Genomic DNA, 16,012 nt, shown 5'->3' with positions numbered 1-16,012 from the left:
CTAGTCCTGCATGCCCACTGACCTTCACGCCTGGAACGCCCTGCTTCGGCACCATGACACGATTCGCGATGCACAGATGCGCGAGTGGTTCGATGCCGAGGGCGCGCAACGCGTCTCGCAGTTCTCGCTGGAAGCCGCCGGCCTCTATCTCGACTATTCGAAGAACCGCATCACGCCCGAGACCATGCGGCTGCTGGTGCAACTGGCGGCCGAGTCTGGCGTGCCGCGCCGCCGAGACGCCATGTTCGCCGGCGAGCATATCAACACCACCGAGGATCGCGCGGCTCTGCATGTTGCGCTGCGCGCCACGGCCGGTGATGGCTACAAGGTCGACGGCGAGCGCGTCATGCCGGCAATCCAGCAGGTGCTGGTGCGCATGCGCGACTTCTCCGAACGCGTACGCAGCGGCGTTTGGAAAGGTGCCACGGGCGAACGCATCACCGACGTCATCAATATCGGCATCGGCGGCTCCGACCTGGGGCCGCGCATGGTCTGCCGCGCGCTGTCGCACCTGTCCGACGCCGACGGCCAGTCCGGTCCGCGCATGCACTTCGTCTCCAATGTCGACGGCACCGACCTCGCCGAGACGCTGGTGCGCCTCGATCCACAGCGCACGCTGGTGATCGTCTGCTCGAAGACCTTCACTACGCTGGAAACCATGGCCAATGCGCGCAGCGCGCGTGCCTGGTTTATCGCCAACGGGGTAGCCGAGAGTGACCTGGCCAAGCATTTCGTCGCGGTCTCGACCAATACCGACGCCGTGCGCGAGTTCGGCATCGATCCCGCCAACATGTTCGAGTTCTGGGACTGGATCGGCGGACGCTTCTCGCTGTGGTCGTCAGTCGGCCTGTCGATCACGCTGGCGGTAGGCTTCAACGCCTTTGCCGACCTGCTCGCCGGCGGCCACGCCATGGACGAACACTTCCGCACAGCGCCGCTGGAACGCAACATGCCAGTGATCCTCGGCATGCTGGGCATCTGGTACCGCAATTTCTGGCACCTGCCGACCAGCTGCATGGCGCCCTACTCCACGTCGCTAGAACTGTTCCCCGCATTCCTGCAGCAGCTGGAGATGGAGAGCAACGGCAAGTCGGTACAGCTCGACGGCCAGCGCGTGCGCACCCATACCTCGCCGGTGGTATGGGGCACGGCCGGCACCAACGGGCAGCATGCCTACTTCCAGCAGATCCACCAGGGCTCTCAGGTGGTACCGGTGGATTTTGTCGCGCCGCTGGTGCCGCCGCGCCGGCTGCCGGGCCATCACGCCAAGCTGCTCGCCAACTGCTTTGCGCAGGCCGAGGCACTGATGCGCGGCCGCAGCGCCGACGAACTGCGCGCCGCCGGCCTGACCGACGAAGTGCGCATCGCGCATATGGTGTTCGACGGCAACCGCCCCAGCAATACCTTGCTGATGGAGGACCTGACGCCGCACGTGCTGGGCGCGCTGATCGCGCTCTATGAGCACCGCACTTTCGTGCAGGGCGTGGTGTGGAAGATCAATTCGTTCGACCAGTGGGGTGTGGAGCTGGGCAAGATCCTGGCCCGGCCGATCGAAGCCGAGCTCACCGGCGCCGGCACTGGCCAGCACGACGCCTCGACCGCGGCGCTGATCGAGCGCGCCCGCGCAGTCCTGAAAGCGGGCGCTGCCAGCTAAGGCATCAGACCTCGGCGCCCATCCATTCGTCGCTGGCCACGCGCCCGGCGTCGATGGTCAGGATGCGCCCGCAGCGTGCCGCCACCGAGCGGTCATGCGTCACCAGCACCAGCGTCGAGCCTGCGTCGCGGTTGAGCGCGAACATCAGCGCGATCACTGCTTCGCCGGTGGCCGTATCGAGGCTGCCGGTCGGCTCGTCGGCAAACAGGATGTCGGGACTCGCGACGAACGCGCGTGCCAGCGCCACGCGCTGCTGCTCGCCACCCGACAGCGTGCGCGGGTAGTGGTTCAGCCGCGCGCCGAGGCCGACGCGCTGCAGCATGTCCACCGCGCGCTCGCGTACCTGCGACGTTTCGCCGCGCAGTTCCAGCGGCAGCATCACGTTTTCAAGCGCTGTCAGGTGCCCCACCAGCTGGAATGACTGGAACACAAAGCCAACATGCCGACCCCGCAGCGCTGCGCGCTGGTCCTCGTCCAGTGCATACAGGTCCTGGCCGTGCAGGCGCACCGTGCCCGCGCTGGGCAGGTCCAGCCCGGCCAGCAGCCCCAGCAGCGTAGACTTCCCCGAGCCGGACGCGCCCACGATGGCCAGCGTTTCGCCCGGCGTGACGGAAAAGGACACGTCGTGCAAAATCGTCAGCGAACCTGTCGTGTCGGCTACGGTCTTTCCAAGAGACTCGACGGCAAGAATGGAAGAGGACATGGATAAAGTGATCCGAGTGATCCGAGTGATCCGGGGCAAAAGGCGCAGGCTGATGCTTGCAGCCACGATGGCGCTGACGATGTTCGGCGGGATGCAGCCAGCACAGGCCGCAGCGCCTGCGCTGCTGGTACTGGGCGACAGCCTGTCCGCCGAATACGGCATCACGCGCGGCACCGGCTGGGTCACGCTGCTGCAAGACCGGCTCAAGCAAGAGCGTTTCGATTATAACGTCGTCAATGCCAGCATCAGCGGCGAGACCACCATCGGCGGCAAGACCCGCTTGCCGGATCTGTTGTCGCGGCACCAGCCGGCCATCGTGGTGGTGGAACTGGGTGCCAACGACGCCCTGCGCGGCCTGCCGCTGCAGACCACCGAGGCCAATCTGCGCCAGATCGTCAGCAGCGCGCAGAAGGCCGGCGCCGGGGTGCTGCTGGTCGGCATGCGCATCCCGCCCAACTATGGCCAGGACTACACCGAAAAGTTCTTTTCGCTGTATCCAAGACTGGCCGGCGAATACAAGGTGCGGTTGGTGCCGTTCTTCCTCGACAAGGTGATGGCCAGGCAGGATTGGTTCCAGCCGGACCGCATCCACCCCACCGCCGAGGCGCAATCCGCGCTGCTGGACACCGTATGGCCGCAGCTCAAGCCGATGCTCAAGCGCACCGCGGCAAAGTAAACGCCTGACGACGAAGCTTCCGAAAACAAAAAACCCCTGCCACCATGGCAGGGGTTTTTTTGCTTGCGGCGTGCGCGTGATGCGTGACAGTCTTACTCGGCGCCCTGCGACTGCGTGCCGCCCGCCGGCGTCACCAGCTTGACCTTGGAGCGCGCCTTCAGGCTTTCATAGAAGGCCTGCAGGTCAGCCTGGCCAGCGAGCTGCGACAGCTGCTGCGCTTCGGCCTGGCGCTGCGCCGGGTTGGCTTGCGACGGCTGGCTGACCTTGGTGACGCGATAGACGGCATAGCCGTCGGCACCCAGGTCGACACCGACCACCGCGGGCAGCTTGGTGGCATCGGCCCGCATCACTGCCTCGACCGCCTTCGGCGGCACGCCCTCGATCTTGGCGCGCGACACGGTCTGCACCGCACCGAAGCCATCGGCGCTGTCGGCCTTCTTCAGCGCCTCGACGCGTGCCTCGCCAGCCTTGCGGGCCAGCTCCGCAGCCTGCTGGGCGACATAGCCCTCACGCACCTTGGCTTCCACTTCCTCGAACTTGCGCACGGTGGCCGGGCGATAGTCGACGATACGGGCAGCCACCAGCGTGTTCGGCGCGACCTGGACGGCTTCGGTATTGCGCTTCTTCTGGATCGACTCTTCGCTGAACAGTGCCTTCAGCAGTTTCTCGTTGTTGAGCGGGTTCTGCGCGCCCAGGGCCGGATTCGGCTGGCGGGTCACGTTCTCGGCGGTCTGGATCGTCAGCTTGTACTTGTCGGCGGCCGGCTTCAGGCTGTCAGCCTGTTCGTACACCGTGTTGCCGAAGGCGTCGGCCTGCTCGGCGAACTTCTTGTCGGCGAACTGCTTGCGCAGCTCGGCTTCCAGTTCGGTACGCACGGCTTCCAGCGGCTTGGTTTCCGACGCCTTGATGCCGGTCAGCTTGATGATGTGGTAGCCGTAGTCGGTCTCGACCACGTCGCTGATCTGGCCATCCTTGAGCGCGTACATGGCGTCCTCGAACGGCTTGACCAGCGCGCCGCGGCCCATGAAGCCGAGGTCGCCGCCCTTCTCCGCCGAGCCCGGATCCTGTGACTGCTTCTTTGCCACGTCGGCAAAGGTACCGGGATGCTTGCGCAGCTCGTCCAGCAGCCTGGTGGCCTTGTCCTTGCCAGCCTGGCGTTCGGCAGCCGGCGCATCCTTCGGCGCGGCGATCAGGATATGGCTGGCGCGGCGCTGCTCATCGGTACGGAAGCGCGCGATATTGCTTTCGTAGTAGGACTTCAACTCTTCCGGCGTGACCGGCTGCGCGGCGGCAAGCGCCTCGCCCGACAACACCAGGTACTCGACCTTGGCCTGCTCCGGCACCGAGAAGGCCGACTGGTGGCTGTCATAGTAGGCCTTCAGCGCGGCGGCATCGGGCTGCACCTTGGCGGTGTAGCTGGCCGGCTTGAACACCAGCGCCTGCACATCGCGCTGCTGGTCACGCACGGCGATCAGGCGGTCGAGCAGCGACTTGGGCATGAACGCCGTCGCGGCCACCGAAGCGCCCAGTTGCTGCGTTGCCAGTTCGAAGCGCATGCGTGCGTCGAACTGCTCGGGCGTCATGCCCTGCGACTGCAGCAGCTGCAGGTACGCCTTGTCGTCGATCTTGCCGTCTTTCGTGCGCGGCAGCTGGGCGATCGCCGGCAGGCTGCTGATTTCCTCGAGCAGCTTGGCATCCGACACGGTCAGGTGCTCGCGCGCCACGGTATTGGCCATCACGCGCTGCAGGATCAGCTGGTCCAGTACCGCCTTGCGGGCATCCGGGCCCTCGAACTGGCGCGGATCGTAATTGGCACCGAGGATCTGGCGCGCACGCTCGCTCTGGTCACGGACGACGTTGTCGACTTCCTGAACGCTGATGGCCCGGCCATCGACCTTGGCCGCATCGTGCGAGCTGTCCATGAAGCGCGAGTAGCTCTCCACGCCGAAAAACACGAACGACGGGAAAACAAGCACCAGCAGCAGCAAGAGCATCAGGCGCCGGTTGTTGCGTACGAAATCAAGCATGCGGATTCGGGTAGTGGATTGGCACGAAAGACAAACTCCGCGATTCTAGCAGGAGCCGGTGGGGGCAGCCCTTTTGTGCAGGGCGGGAAACTTGCGGCAGAAATGAAAAACGCCCGCCAAAGCGGGCGTTTCATAAAACTGGCGGAGTGGACGGGACTCGCCCACATCCCGCGGGCCGCGGCTGCGCTTGCAAGCGCAGCCCTTCGATTCCCGCCGGAAGCCGCGCAGGCGGCTTCCTCCACTCCGCAAAATGAAAAACGCCCGCTAAAGCGGGCGTTTCATAAAACTGGCGGAGTGGACGGGACTCGAACCCGCGACCCCCGGCGTGACAGGCCGGTATTCTAACCGACTGAACTACCACTCCTTTGTCGGTTGCTTCCTGCCGCATGTTTGCCGCGCTTGCGATGGGGAGCGTGGTGGGTGCTGAGGGGCTCGAACCCCCGACCTACGCCTTGTAAGGGCGCCGCTCTACCAACTGAGCTAAGCACCCGCTCGACCATCGCAGGCAGGCTGCCTGCAGGTTGCTTTCGCTTCGCACCTCGCGGCAGTTGCCGTGGTTTGCGTTGCGAGGGCGCAAGTGTAATACAGGGGATTTCAGTTTGCCAAGGCCGTGCGCATAAAAAAACGCCGCCGGGCATCGCTGCCCCGCGGCGTTCATTTCACTCTGCCCGGATCAGTGGTGCAAGCGCTCCACCTTGGCCGCAGCCTTGTCCGCCACGTCAGCGGGCTTGGCATCGTCTTCCGGCAACGGCTCGGGCTTGCGCTCGAGCGCCAGTTCCAGCACCTTGTCGATCCAGCGGACCGGCACGATCTCGATGGCGTTCTTCACGTTGTCGGGGATCTCGGCCAGATCCTTGACGTTTTCCTCCGGGATCAGCACCAGCTTGATGCCGCCACGGTGGGCCGCCAGCAGCTTCTCCTTCAGGCCGCCAATCGGCAGCACCTCGCCGCGCAGCGTGATCTCGCCGGTCATGGCGACATCCGCGCGCACCGGGATGCCGGTCAGCACCGACACCAGCGCCGTGGTCATGGCACCGCCTGCCGAAGGGCCGTCCTTGGGCGTGGCGCCTTCGGGCACGTGGATGTGGATGTCGCGCTTCTCGAACATCTCATCCGTGATACCCAGGCGACGTGCCCGCGAACGCACCACCGAACGCGCGGCCTCGACCGACTCCTTCATCACATCGCCCAGCGAACCGGTGCGGGTGATGTTGCCCTTGCCCGGCATGATCGCGGCTTCGATGGTCAGCAGGTCGCCACCCACCTCGGTCCACGCCAGCCCGGTCACCTGGCCAACCTGGTTTTCCTTGCCGGCCAGGCCGAAGTCGTACTTGCGCACGCCCAGGAATTTATCCAGGTTCTCGGAATCGACCTTGATCGTGCCCGACTCCTTCTTCAGCAGCAGCAGCTTGACCACCTTGCGGGCGATCTTGGACACCTCGCGTTCCAGCGAACGAACGCCTGCTTCACGCGTGTAGTAGCGGATGATGTCGCGGATCGCATCTTCTGCGACCTCGATCTCGCCTGCCTTCAGACCATTGTTCTTGATCTGCTTGGGCAGCAGGTAGCGCTGGGCGATATTGACCTTCTCGTCCTCGGTGTAACCCGACAGGCGGATCACTTCCATACGGTCGAGCAGCGGCGGCGGGATGTTCAGCGAGTTCGACGTCGCCACGAACATCACGTCGGACAGGTCAAAGTCCACCTCGATATAGTGGTCCTGGAACGTGTGGTTCTGTTCCGGGTCCAGCACCTCGAGCAGCGCCGACGACGGATCGCCGCGGAAATCCATGCCCATCTTGTCGATTTCATCGAGCAGGAAGAGCGGATTGCGCACGCCGACCTTGGACAGGCTCTGCAGGATCTTGCCCGGCATCGAACCGATGTAGGTACGGCGGTGGCCGCGGATCTCGGCCTCGTCACGCACGCCACCGAGTGCCATGCGCACGAACTTGCGGTTCGTCGCGCGCGCCACTGACTGGCCGAGCGAGGTCTTGCCCACGCCGGGAGGCCCGACCAGGCACAGGATCGGCGCCTTCACCTTGTCCACGCGCTGTTGCACCGCGAGGTACTCGAGAATGCGTTCCTTGACCTTCTCCAGGCCGTAGTGGTCTTCATCCAGCACGCGCTCGGCGTTGGCCAGGTCGTTGTTGACCTTGCTCTTCTTGCGCCACGGCAGGTTCACCAGCGTGTCGATGTAGTTGCGCACGACAGTGGCTTCGGCCGACATCGGCGACATCAGCTTGAGCTTCTTGAATTCGGCGTCGGCCTTCTTCTTGGCTTCCTTCGGCATGCGCGCCGCCTTGATGCGCTTGTCGAGCTCTTCCAGGTCGGCGCCTTCTTCGCCCTCGCCCAGTTCCTTCTGGATGGCCTTGACCTGCTCGTTCAGGTAGTACTCGCGCTGGCTCTTCTCCATCTGGCGCTTGACGCGGCCACGGATGCGCTTTTCAACCTGCAGGATGTCGATCTCGCCCTCGAGCTGCGACAGCAGGCTTTCCAGGCGCTCGGTCACATTGACCATCTCCAGGATCTTCTGCTTCTGCTCGAGCTTGATCGGCAGGTGCGCGGCGATGGTGTCGGCCAGGCGGCCTGCCTCGTCGATGCCCGACAGCGAGGTCAGGATCTCCGGCGGGATCTTCTTGTTGAGCTTTACGTACTGGTCGAACTGCGACACGATCGCGCGGCGCAGGGCCTCGGTCTCGGCGCTTTCGCCAGGTGCGGGCGGCACGGGCACGGCTTCGCACATGAAGTGCGAATCGTCCTCGCTCACCTCGCGGATATTGGCACGCTGGGTACCCTCGACCAGCACCTTCACGGTACCGTCGGGCAGCTTCAGCATTTGCAGGATATTGGCGATGCAGCCGACCTCGTACAGGTCGTCGGCGGTCGGCTCGTCCTTGGCCGCCGTCTTCTGGGCTACGAGCATGATGCTCTTGCCCGCCTCCATCGCAGTCTCAAGCGCCTTGATGGACTTCGGGCGTCCCACGAACAGCGGGATCACCATGTGCGGAAACACCACCACGTCGCGCAGCGGCAACAGTGGGAGGCGAATCGGCTCGGCCGGGAGGAGTTGTGTTCCGGACATCATTTTCCCCAAGTCAGTCATTTAAGGCGTAAGTTGGGCCGCCTGAGTCGATTACAAGATACGTGCCAATCGATTCACCAAGACAGGAAGATGCCGCTTCCTGCACTTGCAGGCCCCTCTGAAACAGCATACCCGCGTTTCCTCCTTCTCGTCGGTGGAAATAAACAAAAAAAGCCGCTCGCTTCTACGCGAACGGCTTTCTCGCCTGGCTGCCGGTGTGGTTCCAACCACTTACCACCGATGGCAGCCCTCGCGTCAGTTGGAGCCTGCCACTTTCGGCTGCTGCTCTTCGTACATCAGCAGCGGCGGCGCGTCGCCGGTGATCGTATTTTCATCGATCACCACCTTTTGCACGCCCTTGTAATTCGGCAGGTCATACATGACGTCCATCAGCGATTGCTCCAGAATCGAACGCAGGCCACGGGCACCGGTCTTGCGGCGGATTGCCTTGCGCGCAATGGCGGTGAGCGCGCCGGGGCGGATTTCCAGCTCGACGCCTTCCATCGCCAGCAGCTTCTGGTATTGCTTTACCAGCGCGTTCTTGGGCTCGACCAGGATCTGCATCAGCGCGGCCTCGTCCAGCTTGGACAGCGTGGCGACCACCGGCAGGCGGCCGATCAGTTCCGGGATCAGGCCGAACTTGATCAGGTCTTCCGGCTCGGTCTGCGGCAGGACTTCGCTGACTTCGCGCTCTTCCTTGCTCTTGACCTGCGCGGCAAAGCCAATGCCGGTCTTGTCCGAACGCTGCATGATGACCTTTTCCAGGCCGTCGAAGGCACCGCCGCAAATGAACAGGATGTTGGTCGTGTCCACCTGCAGGAAATCCTGGTTCGGGTGCTTGCGGCCGCCCTGCGGCGGCACCGAGGCCATGGTGCCCTCGATCAGCTTGAGCAGCGCCTGCTGCACGCCCTCGCCCGAGACGTCGCGCGTAATCGACGGGTTGTCGGACTTGCGCGAAATCTTGTCGATCTCATCGATGTAGACGATGCCGCGCTGCGCCTTTTCGACTTCATAGTTGCAGTTCTGCAGCAGCTTCTGGATGATGTTCTCGACGTCCTCGCCCACGTAGCCGGCTTCGGTCAGCGTGGTCGCGTCAGCGATCACGAACGGCACGTTGAGCAGGCGCGCCAGCGTCTGCGCGAGCAGCGTCTTGCCGGAGCCGGTCGGCCCGATCAGCAGGATGTTGCTCTTGGACAGCTCGACATCGTCCTTCTTGCCGAGGTGCTTCAGGCGCTTGTAGTGGTTGTACACCGCCACAGCCAGGATCTTCTTGGCCTGTTCCTGGCCGATCACATACTGGTCCAGGCTTTCGCGGATTTCGTGGGGCGTGGGCAGGTCCGAGCGCGCGGCCGCGGCGGCGTCTTTCTCGGTTGCGGTGGCTTCGTCACGAATGATCTCGTTGCACAGGTCGATGCATTCGTCGCAAATGAACACCGAGGGGCCCGCGATCAGCTTCTTGACCTCATGCTGGCTCTTGCCGCAAAAGGAGCAGTAAAGAAGCTTTTCGCTGGATGAACCTTTTTTGTCCGCCATAGGAATCAGTCACTTTTGCATTGCGCACACCGCGGGGCGAAAGGCTCCCCGGCGATACGCTTTAAACGCATCATACGCCAAAACAATTGGCCTCACCGGCGCTCTCCCCCGGCTGTGGGGCAAAAGCAAAAAACGAGGCACAAGGCCTCGTTCCGGTGTAGCCTTCGCCATTTGGTGCAACGCTGCCGCGCCGGGACGTCCCGCGCAATGCGGGTTGCCCGGCTACCACAACGGCGGCCAGTGGCATCAGCCGCGGCGGGCAATGACCTTGTCCACCAGGCCGTAGTCCACTGCCTGGTCGCCGCTCATGAAGTTGTCGCGATCGGTATCGCGCGCAATCTTCTCGACCGGCTGGCCGGTCACTTCCGACAGGATGCTGTTCAGCCGCTCGCGCAGGTACAGGATCTCGCGCGCCTGGATCTCGATATCCGAGGCCTGGCCGCGCGCGCCGCCCAGCGGCTGGTGGATCATGATGCGCGAGTTCGGCAGCGCGAACCGCTTGCCTTTCGCACCAGCCGCCAGCAGGAAGGCACCCATGCTTGCCGCCATGCCCATGCAGAGCGTGGACACGTCGGGCTTGATGAACTGCATGGTGTCGTAGATCGCCAGCCCCGCCGACACGGAACCGCCCGGCGAGTTGATATAGAGCGACACGTCCTTGTCGGGGTTTTCGCTCTCCAGGAACAGCAGCTGCGCCACCACCAGGTTGGCGGTCTGGTCGTTGACCTCGCCCACCATAAACACCACACGCTCCTTCAGCAGGCGCGAATAGATGTCATAGGCGCGCTCGCCCCGGCCGGACTGCTCGACGACCATCGGCACCAGCCCCAGGCCCTGGGTTTCCAGTGCCGAAGCCTGCGTGGTGGCGAGACGGTCAAGCAAATCATTGCGGGTCATGCAGGTTCTCCATGGATTCATCGGATCGCAAGGCAATCAGTCACTCGGGACACCGGCCCGCTCCCCCGCGCCTTGGCGCCGAAGAAAGCGGGCTTGCGGGTTATCCCCGACCTCAGGCTTGCTGCTGGTTGCCTTCGGCGGTGAGTTCCTCGAAGGACACCTTCTTGTCGGTGACCTTGGCCTTGTCGCACACGAAATTTACCACGTTGTTTTCGAGCACGTAGGCTTCCATTTCGGCAAGGCGCTGCTGGTCGCCGTAGTACCAGCGCATCACTTCCTTCGGGTCTTCGTAGCTCTTGGCGAAATCTTCGATCTCAGCCTTGATCTGGTCGGCCTTGGCTTCCAGGCCATTGGCCTTGACGATCTCGGCCAGGATCAGGCCCAGCTTGACGCGGCGCTCAGCCTGCTGCGTGAACATTTCGGCCGGGATCGGCATGTCCTTGGCGTTAGGCATGCCACGCTGTTCCAGGTCGCGGCGGGCCATCTCGACCAGGCGTTCCTGGTCCTGCTCGATCAGGGCCTTGGGCACTTCCAGCTCGCTCGCCTTCAGCAGGGCTTCCATGACCTGGTCCTTCAGCATGGAATGCGTGCGGCGCTTGACTTCGCGCTCCAGGTTCTCGCGGATGTCGGCGCGCATTTTCTCAACGCTGCCGTCGGCGATGCCCAGCGACTTGGCGAAGGCTTCGTTGACTTCCGGCAGGTGGGCCCACTCGATCTTCTTCAGCGTCACGGTGAACTCGGCAGTCTTGCCGGCCACTTCCTTGCCGTGGTAGTCCTCCGGGAATGCCAGCGGGAAGGTCTTGCTCTCGCCGACCTTCAGGCCCAGCGCGGCTTGCTCGAACTCGGGCAGCATGCGGCCTTCGCCCAGCACGAACGGGAAGTCCTCGGCCTTGCCGCCGGCGAACTCTTCACCGTCGATCTTGCCGACGAAGTCCAGCGTCACGCGGTCGCCATTCTGGGCCGCGACGTCGGCACCGCCGTCGCCGTGCTCGCCGGCTTCGCCGCGGGTGTGGTAATGCACGCGCTGCTTGCGCAGGATGTCGACGGTCTTGTCGACTTCGGCGTCGGTGATCTCGGTGCCGGTACGGGTGACTTCGGCAGCCGCCAGGTCGCCGATCTTCACTTCCGGGTACACCTCGAAGGTGGCATCGAACGCGACCTGGTCAGCGTCCACGCCTTCAGTCTTGATCTCGAACTTGGGCTGGCCGGCAACCTTGACGTCCTGCTCCTTGGTGAGGTCGAAGAACTTGCGCGCGGCCTTGTCGAAGCGCACTTCGAACTCGACTTGCTGGCCGTATTGCTTCTCGACCATCTTCATCGGCACCTTGCCCGGACGGAAGCCCGACATCTTCACGGTCTTCGACAGGCGAACCAGGCGCTCCTGCTTTTCCTTCTCCACTTCGGCCTTGGGGATGGCCAGGGTCACCTTGCGGTCCAGCTTGCCGAGGTTCTCAATCACGTTCGACATGGTCGTAGATCCAATCCAGAAATGTAGTTGTGTTCGTTGGCGCTACCGCTTGCGCTGCGCCATTTGCAGCACTGCCTGGGGCCGACGCGGCGCGACGGCGCACGGAGGGCTCCGCGCAAACGGAAAACGAGGATTATCGCACGGTTTCGGTTCGGTTCCGGCAGTTTTTACCCTGAAGCGGGCCAGGAACTGCTTTCCGGCACCTTCGCCGCTAGCCCACCTGGCCGTGGCGCAGCGCGCGCAGCAGCAGGCGTGCCGGATCGATGGCATCGGCCAGGTCGACCTCGAGCGGCAATGGCTCGCCTTCGATCTGGCTGGCCAGCAGCTCGGCCCCCAGTGCTGCCCAGGTGAGGCCGCGCGACCCATAGGCAAGGGCTGCGTACAGGCCTGGGACACGTGGCAGGTCGCGCAGGTGCGCGCCGCGCAACGCATTCGCGTGTGCACGCGCGGCCGCCTCGTCGGCGACCTGCCCGATCAGCGGCAGCCGGTTGTGCGTAACCGTGCGCACGCCGACATAGCCCGTCAGCGTGGCGGGATCGATACCGGCCACCGCGCCAGACTGCCGCGGCAGCAGACCAGCCAGGCGTGCAAGGTTTGCCGCATGCACTTCCGGACGCTCGGCCAGTGGCCCTTCGTCAGGGTCGTAGCTGGACCCGACACGGCCTGTGCCGTCCGCGGCACGCGGCAGCAGGTAGCCGGCGCCCGTTACCACGCAGTCCGGCCAGCGGCCGATCGCATCGGCCTGCGCTGCCGGCAGCGTGGTGAGCTGGCCGCGCACGCGCCGCATGGTCCAGTGCTGTTGCGGCAGCAGTTGCTGCGCCTCGTGCGCATTGGCCAGCACCAGCACCGGCGCCGACGCCAGTACGGCGCCGTCAGCGTCCAGCGCGTGCCACTGGTCATCTTCGCGCGCGATGCTTGCCACGCGGCAACCGAAGCGCGCGGTGACCGCGTCGCCGGCACGGGCCAGCTGCGCCATGCAGATGTCGGGCGGCGCCACCCAGCCGCCGGCGGGAAACCACAGCCCTCCCCGCGGCACGCCGGCACGGTGGGCAGACGCTGCCTCCTCCGCGCTCATCCAGCGCACGAACGATTCCGGCAATCCCATGGCCACCAGCGCGGTGCGCTGGGCCTCGCCTTCGGCCTCGTCCTCGCCGATCTGCAGCACGCCGCAGCCGTGCCAGTTGACCGGATGCCCGGCCTCGCACAACGCGCCCCAGGCGCGCAGTGCGTACAGGTTGCCGGCGCGCGAAAGGCGCGACAGCAGGCTGTCGTCGGCGGACAAATGGGCATGCATGGCCGCCGCGCGGTGCGCCGAGGTCTGCCGCGCGGGGCCGTCGTGGCCATCGAACAGCGTAATGCGCCAGCCGCGCGCGGCCAGGCGCTCGGTCACGGCGCAACCGGCCAGACCGGCACCGATCACGATGGCATGCCGATCGGGCCACTGCGCCGCCGGCGGCGGCGCATGGCGGCGCAACTTCCACAGCGGCCGGAAGCGCGCGACCGTCATGTCGCGCTTGCCGCCGAAGCCCGGCGCCTTGCTGACTTCGAACCCGACCTCCTTCAGCCCTCGCCGTACGAACCCCGCGGCGGTGTAGGTAGCCAGCGTCGCGCCCGGCCGGGCCAGCCGCGCCAGCCCCCGGAACACCGGCGGCGACCACATGTCCGCATTGCGCGCCGGCGAAAAGCCGTCGAGGTAGAAGGCATCGGCACCCACCGCCAGCTTCGGCAGCAATTGCTCGGCGTCACCCAGCGCCAGCGTCAGCACCACTTGCCCGCCGTCGAATGCCAGCCGGTGCAGGCCAGGCAAGGCATCGGGCCATTGCGCCTGCAGCGCCTGCGCCAGGGGCTCCAGGCCGTCCAGGCCGGCGTGCAACCGGGCCAGGCCCTCGCGCGTGAAGGGATGCTTCTCGATCGAGACGAAATGCAGCGTGCCGCAGCGCTGGGGATCGTCGCGCCACGCCTGCCAGGTTGCCAGGAAATTCAGCCCCTGGCCGAAGCCGGTCTCGACGATGACGAACTGGCGCTGCCCGGCCCACGCCTGCGGCAGGCCGTTGCCGCCGAGGAAGACGTGGGCGGCCTGCGCCAGCCCGCCTTCGGTGCTGTGGTAGACGTCGTCGTAGCGGGGTGAGTACGGGGTGCCTTCGGCAGACAGGATGGGCTCGGCGGGCTCGAGTGCGCGCGGCATGGGATACGGATACTAGGGCCCGGGCGGACGTGCCGGACATGGGAGGGGGCGACTCGCCGCGGATGGTAGCATAGCGGCCTTCCCCGCAGTGGCCACGCCGCCCTGCTCCCGATCTTGCGCCTCAGCGGCGCCCCGCTTCGCCATGCTCAGCTATCGTCACGCCTTCCATGCCGGCAACCATGCCGATGTCCTCAAACATGCCGTCGTCGTGCAGTTGCTCGAGCACCTTGCGCAGAAGGACAAGGCGTTCTGGTATATCGACACCCACGCCGGCGCCGGGCTCTATGCGCTCGAGCACGAATGGGCGCAGAAGAAGGCCGAGTTCGAGACCGGCATTGCGCCCCTGTGGCAGGCCGCCGCCAGCGGCACCGCGCTGCCGCCGCTGCTGGACGAGTACCTGGACCAGGTCCGGGCGCTGAACCAGGACGGCAACCTGCGCCACTATCCTGGTTCGCCATGGCTGGCCTGGCAGATGCTGCGCGAGCACGACCGGCTGCGCCTGTTCGAACTGCACAGCACCGAAGTCCAGGTGCTGCGCGACAACTTCCGCGGCGCCGGCCGCCGCGTGATGCTGTACGACGGCGACGGCTTCGGCGGCATCAAGGCGATCCTGCCGCCGCCGCCGCGGCGCGCGCTGGTGCTGGTGGACCCGTCCTACGAAGACAAGCAGGACTACGCCCGCACCGTGCAGACCGTGCGCGATGGCCTGGAGCGCTTTGCCACCGGCGTCTACGCGGTCTGGTATCCGCAGGTGCAACGGCGCGAATCGCTGCAGCTGCCGGTGCAGCTGAAGGCCCTGCCGCTCAAGAGCTGGCTGCACGTGACGCTGACGGTCAGGCACCCGGCCGAAGGCGGGCTGGGGTTGCACGGCAGCGGCATGTTTATCGTCAACCCGCCGTGGCGGCTGAAGGAAATGCTGCAGGAGGCGATGCCGCTGCTGGTCGGCCTGCTCGGCCAGGACGACGGCGCGAAGTTCACGCTGGAAGCCGAAGAGCGGTAGCGCGAGGCGCCGCCGCGCCAGTTAGCGCCCGCTAGAGCAAATCAGCGCGGCAAGCGCCGGCCGCGGTTGCGCCACAGCCAGTCCAGCGCCAGGCCTGCCAGCACCCCGCAGGTGTCCGCCACCAGGTCGAGCCAGTCGGCTTCGCGGTAGGCGGTCATGCCCTGCAGCAACTCGATCACGCCGCCATAAGCAACCAGCACCACCAGCAAGGCTAGCCAGTGGCCGCCATAGGCGCGCCGCCCCAGCAGCGCCAGCACAACGAAGGCCAGCAGGTGGTTGCCCTTGTCCCAGCCTGTGCTTGGCAACGGCTGGGATGGCGGCATCAGCGACAGGGCCAGCACGGCGCAGGCACAGGCCCAGAACAGCAGACGCCACGGCGGCGCCTTCAAAGAGGAAGTCAGACCAGGAAGCATGGGACGGGGAGCGCGCCGCCCCAGGCGGCACGCGTTGGCAATGCCGACAATATATATCGACGGCCGGCAGGGCTGGATTCCCCCGGCGCCTTGCGCTACAATCCGCAGCCTCGTTGCGCTGCAGGCGCATAAGCTGCCACGGCAGGCGCCGGCAGCAGCGGACCGATGAAAGGCGGGCAGTTCCAGCCGCCTTTTTTGCTTTCGTGTCCCGCACAGCCAACGAGCATCGCGGCCGCCCGTCCGGGCTGCGCCGCAAGGACCGCGAGGGTGGCGAAATTGGTAGACGCACCAGGTTTAGGTCCTGACGCCAGCAATGGTGTAGGGGTTCGAGTCCCCTCCCTCGCACCATCCGCCTCTTCCCGTGGCGGTCT

General features: G+C 65.4%; 11 protein-coding genes and 3 tRNA genes. 4 read left to right on the top strand and 10 right to left on the bottom strand.

Features of this window, described 5'->3' with window-relative positions; all coding sequences use genetic code 11:
• The first annotated feature begins 10 nt into the window (after positions 1 to 10).
• On the top strand, positions 11 to 1,654 hold the full coding sequence (pgi, locus tag CTP10_RS06550; protein ID WP_116321008.1) for a glucose-6-phosphate isomerase: 1,644 nt from the start codon (positions 11 to 13) through the stop codon (positions 1,652 to 1,654).
• Positions 1,655 to 1,658: 4 nt separating this feature from the next.
• On the opposite strand, the gene CTP10_RS06545 is transcribed toward pgi, so the two are convergent.
• A complete protein-coding gene (locus CTP10_RS06545) occupies positions 1,659 to 2,357 on the bottom strand; it encodes an ABC transporter ATP-binding protein (protein WP_116321009.1) in 699 nt (232 codons plus the stop codon).
• On the opposite strand from CTP10_RS06545, the gene CTP10_RS06540 reads away from it, so the two are divergent.
• Complete coding sequence (locus tag CTP10_RS06540; protein WP_199414629.1) at positions 2,344 to 3,033, top strand: arylesterase; 690 nt, start codon at positions 2,344 to 2,346, stop codon at positions 3,031 to 3,033. The genes CTP10_RS06545 and CTP10_RS06540 overlap by 14 nt on opposite strands.
• 92 nt (positions 3,034 to 3,125) lie before the next feature.
• On the opposite strand, the gene CTP10_RS06535 is transcribed toward CTP10_RS06540, so the two are convergent.
• The 8 genes from CTP10_RS06535 to mnmC form a co-directional block, all read right to left on the bottom strand.
• A complete protein-coding gene (locus CTP10_RS06535) occupies positions 3,126 to 5,060 on the bottom strand; it encodes a SurA N-terminal domain-containing protein (RefSeq protein ID WP_116321010.1) in 1,935 nt (644 codons plus the stop codon).
• Positions 5,061 to 5,347: 287 nt separating this feature from the next.
• Positions 5,348 to 5,424: transfer RNA gene (locus CTP10_RS06530), tRNA-Asp, on the bottom strand.
• Between the two features lie 50 nt (positions 5,425 to 5,474).
• Positions 5,475 to 5,550, bottom strand: a tRNA-Val gene (locus CTP10_RS06525).
• 183 nt (positions 5,551 to 5,733) lie between these two features.
• Entirely contained in the window at positions 5,734 to 8,145 is a 2,412-nt protein-coding gene (lon, locus tag CTP10_RS06520) for an endopeptidase La (RefSeq protein ID WP_116321011.1), read from the bottom strand.
• A gap of 255 nt (positions 8,146 to 8,400) precedes the next feature.
• Positions 8,401 to 9,678: an ATP-dependent Clp protease ATP-binding subunit ClpX gene (gene clpX / locus CTP10_RS06515; protein WP_116321012.1), complete on the bottom strand. Its 1,278-nt coding sequence runs from the start codon at positions 9,676 to 9,678 to the stop codon at positions 8,401 to 8,403.
• Positions 9,679 to 9,924: 246 nt separating this feature from the next.
• Complete coding sequence (gene clpP, locus CTP10_RS06510; protein WP_029049269.1) at positions 9,925 to 10,575, bottom strand: ATP-dependent Clp endopeptidase proteolytic subunit ClpP; 651 nt, start codon at positions 10,573 to 10,575, stop codon at positions 9,925 to 9,927.
• Positions 10,576 to 10,687: 112 nt separating this feature from the next.
• A complete protein-coding gene (tig, locus tag CTP10_RS06505) occupies positions 10,688 to 12,043 on the bottom strand; it encodes a trigger factor (protein WP_116321013.1) in 1,356 nt (451 codons plus the stop codon).
• Positions 12,044 to 12,254: 211 nt separating this feature from the next.
• Positions 12,255 to 14,228 carry a bifunctional tRNA (5-methylaminomethyl-2-thiouridine)(34)-methyltransferase MnmD/FAD-dependent 5-carboxymethylaminomethyl-2-thiouridine(34) oxidoreductase MnmC gene (gene mnmC / locus CTP10_RS06500; RefSeq protein ID WP_116321014.1) on the bottom strand — a complete coding sequence of 658 codons (1,974 nt, stop codon included), beginning with the start codon at positions 14,226 to 14,228 and terminating at the stop codon, positions 12,255 to 12,257.
• A gap of 142 nt (positions 14,229 to 14,370) precedes the next feature.
• Here mnmC and CTP10_RS06495 point away from each other — a divergent pair, with 142 nt between their 5' ends.
• Positions 14,371 to 15,228 (top strand): 23S rRNA (adenine(2030)-N(6))-methyltransferase RlmJ, encoded by an 858-nt coding sequence (locus tag CTP10_RS06495; RefSeq protein WP_116321015.1) that lies wholly within the window; start codon positions 14,371 to 14,373, stop codon positions 15,226 to 15,228.
• Positions 15,229 to 15,269: 41 nt separating this feature from the next.
• Here CTP10_RS06495 and CTP10_RS06490 read toward each other — a convergent pair whose 3' ends face one another.
• A complete protein-coding gene (locus CTP10_RS06490; protein ID WP_116321016.1) occupies positions 15,270 to 15,641 on the bottom strand; it encodes a VanZ family protein in 372 nt (123 codons plus the stop codon).
• 261 nt (positions 15,642 to 15,902) lie between these two features.
• Here CTP10_RS06490 and CTP10_RS06485 point away from each other — a divergent pair.
• Positions 15,903 to 15,989 (top strand) — tRNA-Leu (locus CTP10_RS06485).
• Positions 15,990 to 16,012: the final 23 nt, after the last annotated feature.

It is taken from the genome of Cupriavidus sp. P-10, from assembly GCF_003402535.2.
Lineage (GTDB): Bacteria > Pseudomonadota > Gammaproteobacteria > Burkholderiales > Burkholderiaceae > Cupriavidus.
This window is presented reverse-complemented; position numbering and strand designations above follow the sequence as displayed.